Here is a 15716-nt window from a genome sequence, read left to right as displayed (position 1 = left end):
CAGGCGCGCAAGAAATGCTGTAGAACATTGAATTGCTGCCGTTCACACCGGCGCGGCGGGCGATAGGGAAGCGGTTTTGAATGGGAAGCGTCGGCAACGGCTGGCCGAGAGGCGGCGGCAAAATCGGTGAATTGTTGCGGCATTCGGCCTTTGACGCCGCCGGTCTCGGACCGGTCGAAAGCTGGCCTGCTTCTCTCAAGCATATCGCCGAAATGGTATTGAATTCGCGCCAGCCGAAATTCGTCGCCTGGGGTCCGGATCTCGCCTTTCTCTACAATGACGCCTACGTGCCTGTTTTCCCCGACCGGCATCCTGCCGCACTCGGGAGACCCTTTCGCGAGGTTTGGGCGGATATCTGGGAACAATTCTCACCGATCGTCGCCAGCACGCTCGAAGGCAGGCCGCAGCTCTTCAAGGAGCTGCTCATCCCGATGCGCCGGGACGGCCGCACCGAGGATACCTGGTTCACCTTCTCCTATACGCCGCTGCGCGACGATGACGGCACCATCGCCGGCATCCTTTGCGCGACCCTCGACGTCACCGACCAGGTGGCGGCCAAGCGCGGCGAGAAGCTGGCGCTGGAAGAACTGCGCGCCAAATCGGAGGCGCTTGCAGTGGTCAACCAGGCCGGCGCCGCTATCACTGTCGAGCCCGATGTCGAACGTCTCACCCAGATTGTCGTCGATGCCGGTGTGACGCTGACAGGCGCCGAATTCGGCGCCTTCTTCTACAATGTCGATGATGGCGAGGGCGGCAGCTACATGCTTTACGCGCTCTCCGGCGTCGACCGGAAGAACTTCGAGAAATTCCCGATGCCACGCAATACGAAGGTCTTCGAGCCGACCTTCAGCGGTGAAGGCATCGTGCGCTCCGACGACATTCTGCTCGACCCGCGCTACGGCCAGAATCCGCCGCATGCCGGCATGCCGAAAGGGCATTTGCCGGTCAGAAGCTATCTTGCCGTGCCGGTGAAATCGCGCGACGGCAGCGTCATCGGCGGCTTGTTTTTCGGCCATGGCGAACCCGGCCGCTTCTCTCAAGCCGCCGAGGCGAGCCTCGTCAGCCTTGCCGGCCAATCGGCGGTCGCGATCGACAATATCCGGCTGTTTCGTGCCGCTAAAATCGAAATCGACCAGCGCCGCCACATGGAAGATCAGCTGCGCAAACTCAACGATATGCTCGAGGTCCGGGTCGCGGCCGAGATCGCGGATCGCCAACAGGCCGAAGCAGCGCTCCAGCAGTCGCAGAAGATGGAATCGATCGGCAAGCTCACCGGCGGCGTTGCCCATGACTTCAACAATCTGCTGCAGGTGATCTCAGGCAATCTGCAGCTTCTCGGCAAGGACGTGGCCGATAACGGCCGAGCCAGAGAGCGCATTTCGAATGCGCTTGCCGCCGTCGAACGCGGCTCGCGGCTGGCAAGCCAGCTGCTCGCCTTCGGCCGCCGCCAGGCGCTGGAACCGAAGGTCGTCAATATCGGCCGCCTGGTCACCGGCATGGACGACATGCTGCGTCGCGCGCTCGGCGAGGAAATCGAAGTCGAGACCATCGTCTCCGGCGGCCTCTGGAACACCTTCGCCGATCCGGCCCAGATCGAGAACGCCCTGCTCAACCTCGCGATCAACTCGCGCGACGCGATGGATGGCGTCGGCAAGCTGACGATCGAGGTCGGCAACGCCTTCCTCGACGATTCCTACAACCGCACCCATCCCGAGGTGAAGGCCGGCCAATATGTCGTGCTCGCCGTCACCGATACCGGCTCCGGCATGACGCAAGAGGTGATGGAGCAGGCCTTCGAGCCGTTCTTCTCGACGAAACCGGAAGGCAAGGGCACCGGTCTCGGCCTGTCGATGGTCTACGGCTTCGTCAAACAGTCCGGCGGCCACGTGAAGATCTACAGCGAGATCGGCGAAGGCACGACCGTCAAACTCTACCTCGCCCGCTCGTTCCGCAGCGAGGATCGCGCCACGGCGGCCGACACCATGCCGGCGACCGGTGGAACCGAAACCATCCTTGTCGCCGAGGACGACGAGGGCGTTCGCGCCACGGTCGTCGAGATGCTCTCGGATCTCGGCTATTACGTGCTGAAGGCGAAGGATGCGCAAAGCGCCCTCACCGTCATCGAGAGCGGCGCCCATATCGACCTGCTCTTTACCGATGTCGTCATGCCCGGCCCCTTACGGAGCCCGGAGCTTGCGCGCATGGCGCGACAGCGCCTGCCCGACATCGCCGTGCTCTACACCTCGGGCTATACCGAAAACTCGATCGTCCATGGCGGCAGGCTCGATCCGGGCCTGGAGCTGCTCTCCAAACCCTATACGCGCGAGGAGCTCGCCCGCAAGATCCGCCAGGTGCTCGCCAACCGGCCGCAACGCCATCACACGGAGGCCAAGGCGCCGGTGTCCAATGCAAAGCAACCTGATCCAAAGGTTCCCGGCCCGGCCGGAAAGCTGAAGCTGCTGCTCGTGGAAGACGATGCATTCATCCGGATGGATACCGCCGAAATCCTGCAGGATCTCGGCTACGACGTCATCGAGGCGGGCAGCGGCGAACAGGGCGTTGATATCCTCGGCCACACGCTCATCGACGTCATCGTCGTCGACGTCGGCCTGCCCGGCATGTCGGGCTCGACCTTTGCCGCCAAGGCGCGGGAAGCCTTTCCGTCCGTCGGCCTGGTCTTCGCCACGGGCGACAGCGACCCGCCCGACGCCGCTCGCTTCTTCGGCTCGGTGCTGCTGACGAAACCCTACACCAGCGCTGCGCTCGACCAGGCGGTCAAGAGCGCCGTCCAGCTTTCCCAAGCTGAACCGCCCTAATCTCACCGTCGAACTCGGGATATTTGCGCATCAGGTCGACCTCGCTGGTGCAGCTGTCGTCGCGCGCCGTCAATTCGATCGAGATCGTGTCGCCAAGATCGAGGCGGCCGTCGTCATGATGGTCGCCATCGTGATGGCTGCCGCCATCGTAACGACTACCGTCATTGTGATAGACGGGAATGCGGGCGCCGCTCTGGCTGACAAGCACGGCATCCCTCTTGAAACCCCTCTGCAGGAGCCAGTCGCGTGGCGCCATCAGGCGGATATCGACCTCGTAGGAATGTCCCTTCCCTTCCTTGAGGCTGACGGTGTAGGTGACCGGCGATACCTGGCCGTTCACGTCGATCGCGCCGTTTCCATCGGCTTTGACGATGTGTTTTTCCATGTTCTCGGTTCCTTGCTGCACGCGGGCTTAAGTAGGCTTGCCCATCGAAAACCCGACAAAATCGGCTTTTGTTCCGAAATCTGGGATAATGGCCCTATAGGGAACTTTTGCCCTCCGCACCGGTTGGATTCTCTTCCAAACCGCGTTCGAGCGCTTTGCAAACCACAGGAGGCGAAGATGCCGCGAGGAGACAAATCCGACTATACCGACAAGCAGAAACGTAAGGCCGAACATATCGAGGAGAGCTACGAGGAGCGCGGCGTCTCCGAGAAGGAGGCCGAACGGCGCGCCTGGGCGACGGTCAATAAGGAGAGCGGCGGCGGCAACAAATCCGGTTCCGGCCGCGGCAAGAAGGATACGCATGAATCCTCCAAAAAAGGCGGCCGGGCCGGCGGTGCTGCATCCGCGGCACGCTCGAAGGAGGAACGTTCCGCTTCCGCCAAGAAGGCGGCCGCGACACGCAAGCGCAACGAGCACCATAGCCACCACTAAGCATGTGCCGAAGAGTGTGAGCGGTCTCTGGCGGCTTCATGCTCCAGTTCTCTAGGATCGGCAGGCGTCAGTCTATCGCCAGCCCATCCGGCAAAGGGATTTCGCCATGGCCAAATCGAAGAAGAAATGGTCGCAGGACGTTACCGAACACAGCAACGCGATGGACCTCAAGGAAGGCGTGTTCAAATCGGACGATCCGAAGAAGGTCGCCCGATCGATCAAGCACTCCGCCGAGAAAAGCGATCGCCGCACGTCGAGCCCGTTTCGCGCTGCCATGTCGATGCTGACCTTCTACATCAACCGCGCCGGCGAGCAGCTGTCGAAAAAGCGGCGCGGCACCCTTGAAAAAGCCAAGGACGAACTGCGAAAAGACTTCGGTCGTCAACCGAGGCATTGAACATGGCATATGAGCTTTATTATTGGGACGGCATTCAAGGCCGTGGTGAATTCGTGCGCTTGGCGTTGGAAGAAGCCGGAGCCGACTATATCGACGTCACACGTCAGCCCGGCCGGGGAACAGGCGCCATGCTCGAGATCATGAAGAGCGAAGGCGAGTCGCACATTCCCTTCGCTCCGCCCTTCCTGAAGGACGGCGACCTTCTTATCCCGCATGTCGCCAATATCCTGTTTTACCTCGGGCCGAAGCTCGGCCTTGCGCCGGAGGACGAAAGCCTTCGTTATGTCGCCAATGGCCTGCAGCTCACCATCACCGATTTCGTCGCCGAAGTGCATGATACGCACCACCCGATCGACCTGTCGCTTTATTATGAGGACCAGAAGCAGGAAGCCAAAGGCCGCTCGGCCGCCTTCATCCGGGACCGCATTCCTAAATTCCTCGGTTATTTCGAGCGTGTGCTGACGCGAAATCCGCAAGGTCCCAATTACATCGTTGGCAGTGCCCTCACCTATGTCGACCTCTCGCTCTTTCAGGTGATCGAGGGCCTCACCTATGCCTTTCCCAAAGCGATGAAGAAGAGCAAGGCCGAATACCCCGCTCTCCTTGCCCTGCATGATGCGGTGGCGAAGCGTCCGAACATCGCCCGCTATCTCGCCTCCCCTCGCCGCCTCGCCTTCAACGAGGAAGGGATTTTCAGACACTATCCGGAGCTGGACGCCGCTAGCTGAAGAGATCCCTCGCTCTCGTGTATGAGGAAATCAAGAAGCCTGTTTTCTTCGGCCCGCAAGCCCCGCAGCGGCTCGTTGCCGCCTTCGATCAAAGGATGATCATTGCCGGCGAGCGCGATGATGGCCGGATGGATATAGCTCGAGCGTGAGATCGCCGGCGTATTGTGCAGCGCCTCGGCCGCAGCCTCCGACATTTCCTTCACCGTCGGCCGCCCGCCGCCGACGATCCTTTCGCGGGCGACCCCGAAGGCCGCCAGCGATCCGGCCCAGGTGCGGAAGGTCTTGGCGGAGATCGGAATGCCCGATATTTCGGCCAGATAGGCATTCAGCCGGCCGGAGTCGACCGGTTTCAGCACGCCGCTTTCATCCTTCCAGACGAAGAGCTGGCGGCCGGGAAGGTCGGAAATCTCTTCCAGGATTTTCTGCAGCCTGGGATGCTTGAGACTGCGCTGGACGCGCTTGCCGCCCTTCGCGCGAAATTTGAGCTCGATCCGCCCGTCGACGATTTTCAGATGCCGCTTCAAGAGCGTCGTCGCGCCATAGGTGCCGTTCTCCCTGACATAGGCCTGATTGCCGACCCGCAGATGCGCCTCGTCGAGCAGCGTCGTCAAAGCCGCCAGCACGCCGTTGACATCCTCGGCACCGGTGTCGAGATGCCGCAGGACGGTACGGCGGATCTTCGGCAGCGCCTGACCGAATTCGATCAGTTGGTAGAATTTTCCGGCGCTGCGGAACGATTGCCAGTCCTTGTGATAGCGATATTGTTTGCGCCCGCGCGCATCGATACCGGTCGCCTGCAGATGACCGTTCTCGTAGAGACAGATCCAGACGTTCTCGTAGGCTGGCGGCAAGCCGAGCGCGCCGATGCGCGCCCGCTGCGATTCATCCGAAAGCGTCGTACCGTCAGGCATCACATAGCTGAAGCCCTTGCCTTTCCTGCGTCTGCGGATGCCCGGTTCGGTATCGCTGACATAGATCAGGCCAAGTTCGGTAATGGCTTCGGCATTCATGCTGTTGACGACCTGCTATTTGCTCCGGCGGCCGAACTGAAACCATCGGCGCCGCTGGGCCCTGCTCGCCCCCTCCGGCGGTTGTGTCTGGCCTGTCGGCGCAAAGACAGCCAGGCTCTGAGTGTAGACCATGACGGGATTGTCCTGATCATGCACCTCGAAGGCGCCGGTCTCCGCCCCGGTGTCGAGAACCCGTGACCACTGCGTCAGTCCGTTCACCTCGGGCAGATGGACCTCGCAGTCACCGCCGGCGTTGAAGACGAGGAAAAGGTCATCCATGTTCTCGGTATCGAGCGCATGCGCGCTCTTCGAGAGGTAGACGCCGAGCACCTGCAATCCTTCATCGTTCCAGGCGCCGTCGTCCATGAAGCTGCCGTCGGGCTTGTACCAGGCGATCTCGATGCGCCCGTCCTCGCTGATCTCGCCGGTCAGGAACCGCTCCTGCCGCAGGACCGGATGAGCCTTGCGGAAGGCTACCGTCTGCCGGCAGAAATCGAGGAAGGGATCCTCGAGCCCGTCCCAGCCTGTCCAGCCGATTTCATTGTCCTGGCAATAGGCGTTGTTGTTGCCGCCCTGGCTGTTGCCGAGTTCGTCGCCGGCCAGGATCATCGGCACGCCCTGGGAGAGCATCAGCGTCGCCATCATGTTGCGCCGCCGGCGTGCGCGTGCCGCGTTAATATTGGCATCATCGGTGGCGCCCTCGGCGCCCATGTTGTCTGAATGATTGTCCGAATGGCCGTCCCGGTTATCCTCGCCGTTCGCCTCGTTGTGCTTGCCGTCGAAGGACACCGTATCCATCAGCGTGAAGCCATCATGGGCCGACAGAAGATTGATCGAGGAGGTCGCGCCCCGATCGGAATGATTGAATTGCGGCGCCGAGCCGGTGATGCGCGCCGCCAGTTCCGACACCATTCCGCTGTCGCCCTTCCAGAAACGGCGCACGTCGTCGCGGAACTTGTCGTTCCATTCGCGGAAAGGATGCGGGAAGCCGCCGACCTGATAGCCGCCATCGCCGATATCCCACGGTTCGGCGATCAGCTTGACGCCGGCAAGGATCGGATCCTGGCGGATGGCGCCGAAGAACAGGCCTTGGCGGTCGAACTCCAGATCCTGCCGGCCGAGCGTGCTGGCGAGATCGAAGCGGAAGCCGTCGATATGCATGACGCCGACCCAGTAGCGCAGGCTGTCCAGCACCATGCGCATCACCATCGGATTGGCGACATTCAGCGTGTTGCCGGTCCCCGTCGTATCGAAAGTGTGGCGGGGATCGTCGGGAGAGAGGATGTAATAGCTCGCATTGTCGAGCCCGCGGAAGGAGAGCGTCGGCCCCTTCTCGCTGCCTTCGGCCGTATGGTTGTAGACCACGTCCATGATGACCTCGATGCCGGCCGCATGGAACCTCTTCACCATGGTCTTGATTTCGGTGATCTTGTCACTTGAGAGATAGCGCGATTGCGGCGCGAAGAAGCCGAGCGTCTGATAGCCCCAATAGTTCCTAAGCTTCTTTTCGAGGAGATAGCGGTCGTCGAGGAAATACTGGATGGGCAGGAGCTCGATCGCTGAGACACCGAGCTTGACGAGATGATCGATGATCGGATCGCTGCACATGCCGAGAAAAGTGCCGCGCAGCCGGTCGGGCACTTTCGGATGCGTCATCGTCAGGCCGCGCACATGCGCCTCGTAGATGATCGTATCCGGCCAGGGCCGCCGGATCGCCTCTTCACCCGCCCAGTCGAAGTCGGGATCCTGCACGACGCCCTTGACCATGAAGGGCGCGCTGTCGCGGTCGTCGAAGGAAAGATCGTCCTCGCCGATCCGATAGCCGAACAGCGCATCATGCCATTCCAGCTCGCCCGTCACCTGCTTGGCATAGGGGTCGAGCAGCAGCTTGTTTGGATTGAAGCGATGGCCGGCGTTGGGATCGTAGGGGCCATGGGCGCGATAGCCGTAGACGGTGCCTGGTCCGATGCCGGCTATATAGCCCGACCAGATGTCGCCCTCGCGTTTGGGCAGGGGCAGCCGGGCAATCTCATCTTTTCCGTCAGGGGAAAACAGGCAGAGCTCGATCTGGTCCGCATGCGCCGAGAAGACGGCGAAATGAGTACCGGAACCCGTATACTCCGCCCCCAGCTCCGGCTTGAGGAAGTCGAGTTCCGAAAATGAAAAGCTCATGGCGCCCCGCTTGATGAAAAGACCAAGCGGGAAACGTGAAGGTGGTTCGAAAGTTCCGTAGCCCCGGGGGAAAGCGGGACGCTGTCGTTTGCCGATCGAAGCGTTTACGGCATCAGCTGGCCGCCATTGACCTCGATGATCTGACCGGTGATGTAGCCCGAGAGCGTCGGCGAGGCCAGGAAGAGATAGGCCCCGACGCAATCCTCCGATGTGCCGACGAAGCCCATCGGGATCGATTTGCGCTGCAGCTCCATCTGCTCGTCATTGGTATAACGCTCGTGGAAGGGCGTGGCGATCACACCCGGCGCCACCGCGTTGACGCGGATCCTGTCGGCGACGAACTCCTTGGCGTGCCCGCGCGTGATGGTCGAGACGAAGCCCTTGGAGGCGGCGTAGAGGACCGCGCCGTTGCCGCCGCCGTTGCGGGCGGCGATCGAGGTGGTGTTGATGATGAAGCCGCCCTGCTTTTTCAGCCAGGGATGGGCCGCGCGCGTCGCCGCCAGCACCGAGCGGGCGTTGAGGTCCATGACCGCGGCATAATGGGCGTCGGTATATTCGGAGGTCGGCTTGCGCCCCAGCATGCCGCCGGCATTGTTGATCAGCCCGTCGAGATGGCCGAAGGTCTTCGCCGTCTCCTCGACGACACGCTCCGTCTCGCCTTCCCTCGACACGTCGCCCTGGATCAGATGCACGGTGCCGCCGGCAGCGCGGATCTCATCGGCGAGCCGCTCGGCCGGTTCGCGGCTGGCATTATAATGCACCCCGACCTTGGCACCCTGGGCGGCAAAGGCGCGGGCGAGCGCCGCGCCGATACCGGTCGAGGCACCGGTGATCAGCACGGCCTTGCCGGCGAGATCCGGCAGTTTGATGGATGCGAGCAATTGAGCAAGTTCTGTCATGGCCAAGAAGCCTCCCGAAAAACAAGGACATAGGTGATGAAACAGACGGGGGAAGTCTATCAGCCGAAATCGGCGGAAGGCAATGCACGAAAAGGCGAGAACTGCATGAGTGAGGGATGCCACGGCTGGCTGGTCCGGCCCATTCAAGACCCCTCCCCAACCCCTCCCCACAAGGGGGAGGGGCTATGCGCGGCACCGTCCCACGACAAACATCAACGCTTCTGCGGATGAGACGGTGAAAGGGATAACGTCAGCGCGGCATCCAAGCCCCTCCCCCTTGTGGGGAGGGGTTGGGGAGGGGTCTTTCTTTGTCAAGAAGACACACCCAAAACCGCCTCCTGCTCCCGCCGGACAAGCGGTGGAAACGCCAGCGCGATTGCCGCCGCCCCGAGACCGACCATGGCCGAGCCGATGAACAGCCAGGAATAATTGGCGAAAGTATCGAAAATCCAGCCGCCGATCAGCGGGCCGAAGGCCATGCCGAGGCTGGAGAGCATCGTCGCCGCGCCCAGCACGGTGCCGATGATACGCTGGCCGAAATATTCCCGCGCCAGCACCGCATAGAGCGGCATTACGCCGCCATAGGCACTGCCGAAGACGATGGCGAGCGCATAGAACTCCGTCAGCTCGCTGACCAGGAGATAGGTCGCGAGCGCCGCCGCCTGCACCAGCAGGCCGGCGACCAGGACCGGCTTCACGCCGAGTCTGTCGGCGAGGCTGCCATAGAGCAGCCGGCCGCCAAGACCCGCCAGGCCTTCGACACTGTAGATGCTGACGGCCGCCATCGGTGCGACGCCGCAGATCGTCGCATAGTTCACCATGTGGAAAATGGGGCCGGAATGGGCCGCACAGCAGGCAAAGAAGGTGAGGCCGAGCACGATGAATTGCGGCGACCGGAAGACTTTCGACAGCTGTGGCCGGGCGCCTGCCGCGGCAAACTCGGTGCCGGCATCGACGCTCTCGACAGGCGGGCGCCTGACCAGCAGGGCGGCCGGCACCAGCAGCACCCAGGTGGCGATGCCGATGATCAGCATAGCGGAGCGCCATTCATAGGCCGAGATCAGCCAGCGCGCGAAAGGCGAAATGGTCATCGGCGCCACCCCCATGCCGGCGGAGACGAGCGACACGGCAAGACCGCGGTTCACGTCGAACCAAGCGGTGGTCGCCGCGATCATCGGCGCGAAGAAAGCGCTGGCGGCCAGTCCGACCAGGATGCCGTAGGTCAGCTGGAATTCGATGAGCGTTGCGGCGCGGCTGGCGAGCACCAGCGCCAGGCCGAGCAGCACGGAGCCGACCAGCACGACGATGCGTGGCCCAAAACGGTCGCTTGCCGCGCCCCAGAGGAAACCGCCGAGACCCATGACGAGGAAATTCAACGTCATGGCGCTGGCGATCCCGACATGCGACCAGCCGGTGGCGGTGGCGATCGGCTCCTGGAAAATCGCCAACGAGAACATTGCGCCGATGGCAACGCACGACATCAACGCGCCGACGGCGACGATGACCCAACGATAGGAAACACCCATGGCTTCAAAACCTCCATGCCGACAGAGTGATCGCGGCGCCTGCGCCCCGCAATCTTAAGACGTTTGAGCCGCCGCGATTTCGACAGCGCCCTCCCATCTTTTTTCGCCGGGCTGTCTACAGAGTGCGAAACATCACCAATGCGTCGACATAACCCTCGCTGGGATGGAGGAAAACGCCCGGCAGCCGGCCGACGATTTCGAAGCCGAGGGATTGCCACAGCGCGATGGCGCGCTGATTGCTGCTGATGACGAAATTGAACTGCATGGCGCGAAAGCCGCTGGCGCGGGCATGCTGCAGCGAATGTTCATGCATAAGGCGAGCGACGCCGCGGCCGGCCGCGGCGGGATCGGTCATGTAGCCGCAATTGCAGACATGCCGCCCGCCGCCGGCCTGATTGGCCTTGATGTAATAGGCGCCGAGGATGACCCCATCCTCTTCGGCGACGAAGGTCTCGCGGTCCGCTCCCATCCAGTAGGCAAGCGCATCGGCTTCGGAGAGATCGCGGTCGAGCGCATAGGTTTCGCCGGCACGGATCGTCGGGCCGATGATCCTCCAGATGGCGCTTCGGTCGTCATTGTTTGCGGCTCGGATCAGCATGGCCGTTTTTATCGAAGTCCGGCACCGGAGGCAACGGGCCGAGCCCTGTCAGACCCTTTCGAGGGCGATGGCGATCCCCTGCCCGACACCGATGCACATGGTCGACAGCGAATAACGGCCGCCCGTTTCGGCAAGTTCCAGCGCCGCCGTGCCGGTGATGCGGGCGCCCGACATGCCCAGGGGATGACCGAGCGCGATCGCGCCGCCATTGCGGTTCACCCGATGGTCGTCATCGGCAATGCCGAGTTCCCGCAGCACCGCCAGCCCCTGGCTGGCAAAGGCCTCGTTGAGCTCGATGACGTCGAACTGCTCCTGGGTCATGCCGAGTCTGGCCATCAGCTTGCGCGAGGCCGGGATCGGCCCGATGCCCATGACCCGCGGCGGAACCGCGGCGGCAGCGCCGCCGAGGATGCGGGCGATCGGCGTCAACCCATATTTCCGCGCCGCCGCTTCCGAGGCGACGATCAGCGCCGCCGCCCCGTCATTGACACCGGAGGCGTTGCCCGCCGTCACCGTGCCGCCTTCCTTCTTGAAAGGGGTGCCAAGTTTCGCCAGCGCCTCGATCGTGGTCGCGCGCGGATGCTCGTCCATGTGGACGACGATGGGCTCACCCTTGCGCTGGGGAATGGTGACAGGGACGATCTCCTTCGCCAGCCGTCCGCTCGCTTGAGCTGCCGCCGCCTTCGCCTGGCTGCGCAGCGCGAAGGCGTCCTGATCGGCGCGGCTGACATGATAGTCGGCGGCGACGTTCTCGCCGGTCTCCGGCATGGAATCGACGCCGTACTGCTTCTTCATCAGCGGGTTGACGAAGCGCCAGCCGATCGTGGTGTCGTGGATTTCGGCCGCCCGCGAAAAGGCCGTTTCGGCCTTCGGCATGACGAAGGGCGCCCGCGACATGCTCTCGACCCCGCCCGCGATCATCAGTTCCGCCTCGCCGGCGCGGATGGCGCGCGCCGCCGTCATCACCGCATCCATGCCGGAGCCGCAGAGCCGGTTGATCGTCGTCCCCGGGACACCGATCGGCAGGCCGGCCAGAAGGGCGGACATGCGCGCGACGTTGCGGTTGTCCTCGCCCGCCTGGTTGGCGCAGCCGAAGATCACGTCGTCGACGGCTTCCCAGTCGACGGCGCCGTTGCGCGCGATCAGCGCCTTCAGCGGGATGGCGCCGAGATCATCGGCGCGCACCTGCGAGAGCGCGCCGGCGAAGCGGCCGATCGGCGTCCGGATATAGTCGCAGATGAAGGCTTCGGTCATGGCTTTCTCTTCAGAGTTTCGGGACAAGGAGATCGGCCACCGGCCCCTCGACGTGCAGTCGTGCGCCGGTCATCGCCTGCAACTCCTCCAGCGACATGGCGGCAAGCTTCTCGCGCAGGACGAAGCGACCATCGACGATGTCGATGACGGCATGGCTCGAATAGACGCGGGTGACGCAGGCGACGCCGGTCAGCGGGAAGGTGCATCTCTCCACCAGCTTCGGTTCGCCCGTCTTAGTGACGTGTTCGGTGATGACGCAGACCTGCTTGGCGCCATGCACCAAGTCCATGGCGCCGCCGACCGCCGGCACGCCCTTGCTGCCGACCCGCCAATTGGCGAGATCACCGTTCTCCGCGACCTGATAGGCGCCGAGGATCGCGACGTCGAGATGGCCGCCGCGCACCATGGCGAAGCTGTCGGCATGGTGGAAGAAAGCAGCACCCGGCTTCAGCGTCACCGCCTTCTTGCCGGCGTTGATCAGATCCCAGTCCTCTTCACCTTCGGCTGGCGGCTCGCCGAAATTGAGGATGCCGTTTTCGGTGTGGAAGATCGCCTGACGGCCGGGCGGCTGGTAGCGGGCGACCATTTCGGGAAAGCCGATGCCGAGATTGACATAGGCGCCGTCGGCAATGTCCTGTGCGGCGCGCCAGGCGATCTGCGCATTGGAAAGTTTGATGTCGTCCCTGATATCGACGGTCATACGTAAGCCACTCCGGCTCGGATGAGCTCTTCTTCCTGCTGCGGATTGGGCACGGCGACGAGACGATCGACGAAGATGCCGGGGGTCACGACATGCTCGGGATCGATGCCGCCGGCCGGCACGATCGAAGAGACCTGGGCGATCGTTCTGGTCGCCGCCATGCACATCAGCGGATTAAAATTGCGGCCGGCCTTGTTGTAGGTGAGGTTGCCGCTGATATCGCCGACCGCAGCCTTGACGATGGCGAAATCGGCCTTCAGCCAGCGCTCCTGCACATAATGGCGGCCGTCGAATTCGGCGATGACTTTGCCCTCCGCCAGTTCGGTGCCGTAGCCGGTCGGGGTGTAGAAGGCCGGAATGCCTGCGCCGCCGGCGCGGATGCGCTCGGCCAGCGTTCCCTGCGGCACCAGCTCGAGTTCGATCTCGCCGGCCAGATATTTGTCGGTGAAGGCGCGCGGATCCGAGGAGCGCGGGAACGAGCAGATCATTTTCCGGACCAGGCCGGCGTCAATCATTGCGGCGATGCCGATGCGGCCGTTGCCGGCATTGTTGTTGATCACAGTCAAGTTTTTCGGGCCCTTGTCGATCAAGGCATGAATCAGCTCGATCGGCGCGCCGGAGCCGCCGAAACCGCCGATCATGACGGTGGCGCCGTCGCCGATCTCGGAGACGGCTTCTGCCGTGCTCGCGATTGTCTTGTCCATGGGGATCTCCTCAGCCCGTCCTTGATGTCAGAGATAAAACGCAGCAGGAGCAGCGGCAAGATATTTTGTGCGTTATTTGACATTTGTTCGTATATCGCACACAATGCTGAATGAAGTGGAGAAGCGAATTCATGCGCGAAACCGATTTCGTCAGCGGCTTTGCCCGCGGCCTGAAAGTCATCGAAGCCTTCGGCGAGACGCGGCAGCGGCTGTCGATCGCCGAGGCATCGAAGCTGACGGGGCTCGACCGCGCCACGGTGCGGCGTTCACTGCTGACGCTCGCTGAGCTCGGTTATGCGGATTACGACGGCAAGTTCTTCACGCTGACGCCGAAGATATTGCGGCTCGGCCATGCCTATCTCCAGGCAACACCGCTGCCGGCGCTGTTGCAGCCCCATCTCGATACTCTCTCGGAAAAGGCCGGCCAGAGTGCCTCGGCCTCGGTGCTCGACGGCACCGAGATCGTCTATATCGCCCGCGCCGCGCAGCGCCGGGTCATGTCGATCAATCTCACCCCCGGCAGCCGCCTGCCCGCCTATTGCGCCTCGATGGGCCGGGTGCTGCTGGCAGCGCTTTCCGAGAGCGAAGCGTGCGCCGTCCTCGCCAGGAGCGAGCTCAAACAGAACACGGCAAAGACCAAAACCGACCCGGAGGAACTGATCGAAGAATTGCGCCGGGTGCGCGCCGAAGGCTACGCCATCATCGATCAGGAGCTGGAGATCGGCCTCTGCTCGATCGCCGTGCCTGTCGAAAACGACCGCGGTGAAACGATCGCGGCGATCAATATCGGCGCCCCGGCCGCCCTCGTCCCGGCCGCCGAGATGAAGGCGCGCTATCTCAAGCTGTTGAAGGAAACACAGGCCGCGCTGCGGCCGCTACTGCGACGGTGACAGCAGCCGGAACTGCGCATGCCAGATCACTCGCGGTTGCCTGTGATCGAACTATGCGGCCCGACGCGCTTGTAAAGCCGTGGCTTTGTCTATGAGACGAGCGGTCATGTAAGCGAAACAGACGACTGCGCCAAGAAGCACCAGGAAGGCGAGAGGGCCGTTCAGAGCAATCGATCCCGCAAGTGGCTTGAAGACACCGATCACACCTCGGTGCAGGATGTAGACGGGATAGGAGATGTATCCGATCCACGTCGCCAGCCCTTTTGCTTTTGCAGGGACCTCCAGAAATAGGCCGAGCGTAACGATGAGCGGCGCAAGGGTGATCGCGAAGATCAGATCGTAGTAAGGCCGCAGCACGAGCGGAACCGGAGCTACGATGCAGATCAGCAAAAGCAGGCAGGGCGCTAGTGCGACCCAGCCGCGCCTCCACGCCGATACGCCGTTGAACAGACGGCTGATAACCACACCTGCGGTGAATGAGAACATCACCCGGGGCAGTCCACCGACTGCGGAAGGCCACTCCCAGCCGATATTCAACGTGCCGTATTTCAGACCGACAAAAACTAAGAATGCCGCCGAGACGAGCGCAACGGCGCAGAGGGCGCGGACAGAGAGCCGGAAGAGCCACAATGCGAAGACGATATTGACGAGCAATTCCCAGAACATCGACCAGGCCGGCCCGTTGATCGGAAACATCCCTTGCATCGGATGCGCTTGAAGGAAATACATCGGGCTCGGCAGGACGAACATGTTCGTCGCCGTCGACATCAGCAGATCGACCGCGCTTTGAGCGCGCAGTCCCCAGTTCGTCAACAGAATGATCTGCACGAGGCCAACCAAGATTCCGATCAGATAAAGCGGATACAGGCGTTTGAGACGAGCCTTCATGAAGGACTGGAACGGCAGGCCGCGCGACAGCCTTCGTCCGTAAATGTCGGCGATAATGAAGCCGCTCAGAACGAAGAAAAAGTCGACCGCCAGATAAGCCGATGGCGCATATCTCTCCTGGAAATGCGTGGCGACAACACAAATGGCGGCAAAGCCGCGCATGGCATCGAGCGTATAGTAGCGGCTGCGGCCGCTTGTCGAAACATCTGCCCGGTGAAGCCGATGTGACGGATAATCGCGGTCGAGATCGGTCATCT

15 protein-coding genes are annotated in these 15716 nt (G+C 62.6%); 5 read left to right on the top strand and 10 right to left on the bottom strand.

Annotated features, from left to right (window positions below):
- Positions 1-80: 80 nt before the first annotated feature.
- Positions 81-2816, top strand: coding sequence for a response regulator (locus tag QWJ46_RS04595; RefSeq protein ID WP_302749272.1), 2736 nt, complete (start codon positions 81-83; stop codon positions 2814-2816).
- Here QWJ46_RS04595 and QWJ46_RS04590 read toward each other — a convergent pair.
- Positions 2776-3201, bottom strand: a complete 426-nt coding sequence (locus tag QWJ46_RS04590; RefSeq protein ID WP_302749271.1) for a hypothetical protein — start codon at positions 3199-3201, stop codon at positions 2776-2778. The genes QWJ46_RS04595 and QWJ46_RS04590 overlap by 41 nt on opposite strands.
- Before the next feature lie 177 nt (positions 3202-3378).
- Between QWJ46_RS04590 and QWJ46_RS04585 the strand changes: the two genes are divergently transcribed.
- From QWJ46_RS04585 to QWJ46_RS04575, 3 genes are all read left to right on the top strand, one after another.
- The gene (locus tag QWJ46_RS04585; protein ID WP_302749270.1) at positions 3379-3693 is read left to right on the top strand and encodes a plasmid stabilization protein; all 315 of its coding nucleotides are present in this window, start codon (positions 3379-3381) and stop codon (positions 3691-3693) included.
- Between the two features lie 106 nt (positions 3694-3799).
- Positions 3800-4090 carry a DUF3175 domain-containing protein gene (locus QWJ46_RS04580; RefSeq protein ID WP_302749268.1) on the top strand — a complete coding sequence of 97 codons (291 nt, stop codon included), beginning with the start codon at positions 3800-3802 and terminating at the stop codon, positions 4088-4090.
- A 2-nt stretch (positions 4091-4092) separates the two neighbouring features.
- Positions 4093-4818, top strand: a complete 726-nt coding sequence (locus QWJ46_RS04575; RefSeq protein WP_302749267.1) for a glutathione S-transferase — start codon at positions 4093-4095, stop codon at positions 4816-4818.
- Here QWJ46_RS04575 and QWJ46_RS04570 read toward each other — a convergent pair.
- From QWJ46_RS04570 to QWJ46_RS04535, 8 genes are all read right to left on the bottom strand, one after another.
- A complete protein-coding gene (locus QWJ46_RS04570; RefSeq protein WP_302749266.1) occupies positions 4791-5828 on the bottom strand; it encodes a DNA topoisomerase IB in 1038 nt (345 codons plus the stop codon). The two genes, QWJ46_RS04575 and QWJ46_RS04570, sit on opposite strands and share 28 nt — an antisense overlap.
- A 15-nt stretch (positions 5829-5843) precedes the next feature.
- On the bottom strand, positions 5844-8000 hold the full coding sequence (glgX, locus tag QWJ46_RS04565; RefSeq protein WP_302749264.1) for a glycogen debranching protein GlgX: 2157 nt from the start codon (positions 7998-8000) through the stop codon (positions 5844-5846).
- Between the two features lie 104 nt (positions 8001-8104).
- Positions 8105-8899, bottom strand: a complete 795-nt coding sequence (locus QWJ46_RS04560) for an SDR family NAD(P)-dependent oxidoreductase (protein WP_302749263.1) — start codon at positions 8897-8899, stop codon at positions 8105-8107.
- Between the two features lie 311 nt (positions 8900-9210).
- Complete coding sequence (locus QWJ46_RS04555) at positions 9211-10425, bottom strand: MFS transporter (RefSeq protein WP_302749262.1); 1215 nt, start codon at positions 10423-10425, stop codon at positions 9211-9213.
- A gap of 115 nt (positions 10426-10540) precedes the next feature.
- Positions 10541-11023, bottom strand: a complete 483-nt coding sequence (locus QWJ46_RS04550; protein ID WP_302749260.1) for a GNAT family N-acetyltransferase — start codon at positions 11021-11023, stop codon at positions 10541-10543.
- A gap of 48 nt (positions 11024-11071) precedes the next feature.
- Positions 11072-12277, bottom strand: coding sequence for a 3-oxoadipyl-CoA thiolase (gene pcaF, locus QWJ46_RS04545; RefSeq protein WP_302749259.1), 1206 nt, complete (start codon positions 12275-12277; stop codon positions 11072-11074).
- 10 nt (positions 12278-12287) lie between these two features.
- Positions 12288-12977, bottom strand: a complete 690-nt coding sequence (locus tag QWJ46_RS04540; RefSeq protein WP_302749258.1) for a CoA transferase subunit B — start codon at positions 12975-12977, stop codon at positions 12288-12290.
- Positions 12974-13681, bottom strand: coding sequence for a 3-oxoacid CoA-transferase subunit A (locus QWJ46_RS04535; protein WP_302749256.1), 708 nt, complete (start codon positions 13679-13681; stop codon positions 12974-12976). The genes QWJ46_RS04540 and QWJ46_RS04535 overlap by 4 nt, the downstream gene beginning before the upstream one ends.
- A gap of 131 nt (positions 13682-13812) precedes the next feature.
- Here QWJ46_RS04535 and QWJ46_RS04530 point away from each other — a divergent pair, with 131 nt between their 5' ends.
- Positions 13813-14571, top strand: a complete 759-nt coding sequence (locus tag QWJ46_RS04530; RefSeq protein WP_302749255.1) for an IclR family transcriptional regulator C-terminal domain-containing protein — start codon at positions 13813-13815, stop codon at positions 14569-14571.
- A gap of 51 nt (positions 14572-14622) precedes the next feature.
- Here the strand turns inward: QWJ46_RS04530 and QWJ46_RS04525 are convergent, their stop codons facing one another.
- Positions 14623-15714, bottom strand: a complete 1092-nt coding sequence (locus QWJ46_RS04525; protein ID WP_302749254.1) for an acyltransferase — start codon at positions 15712-15714, stop codon at positions 14623-14625.
- Positions 15715-15716: the final 2 nt, after the last annotated feature.

It is taken from the genome of Rhizobium sp. CBN3 (assembly GCF_030518245.1).
GTDB lineage: Bacteria > Pseudomonadota > Alphaproteobacteria > Rhizobiales > Rhizobiaceae > Rhizobium > Rhizobium aethiopicum_A.
The sequence above is the reverse complement of the archived record's forward strand: the minus strand, read 5'-3'. Positions and strand labels throughout refer to the sequence as shown.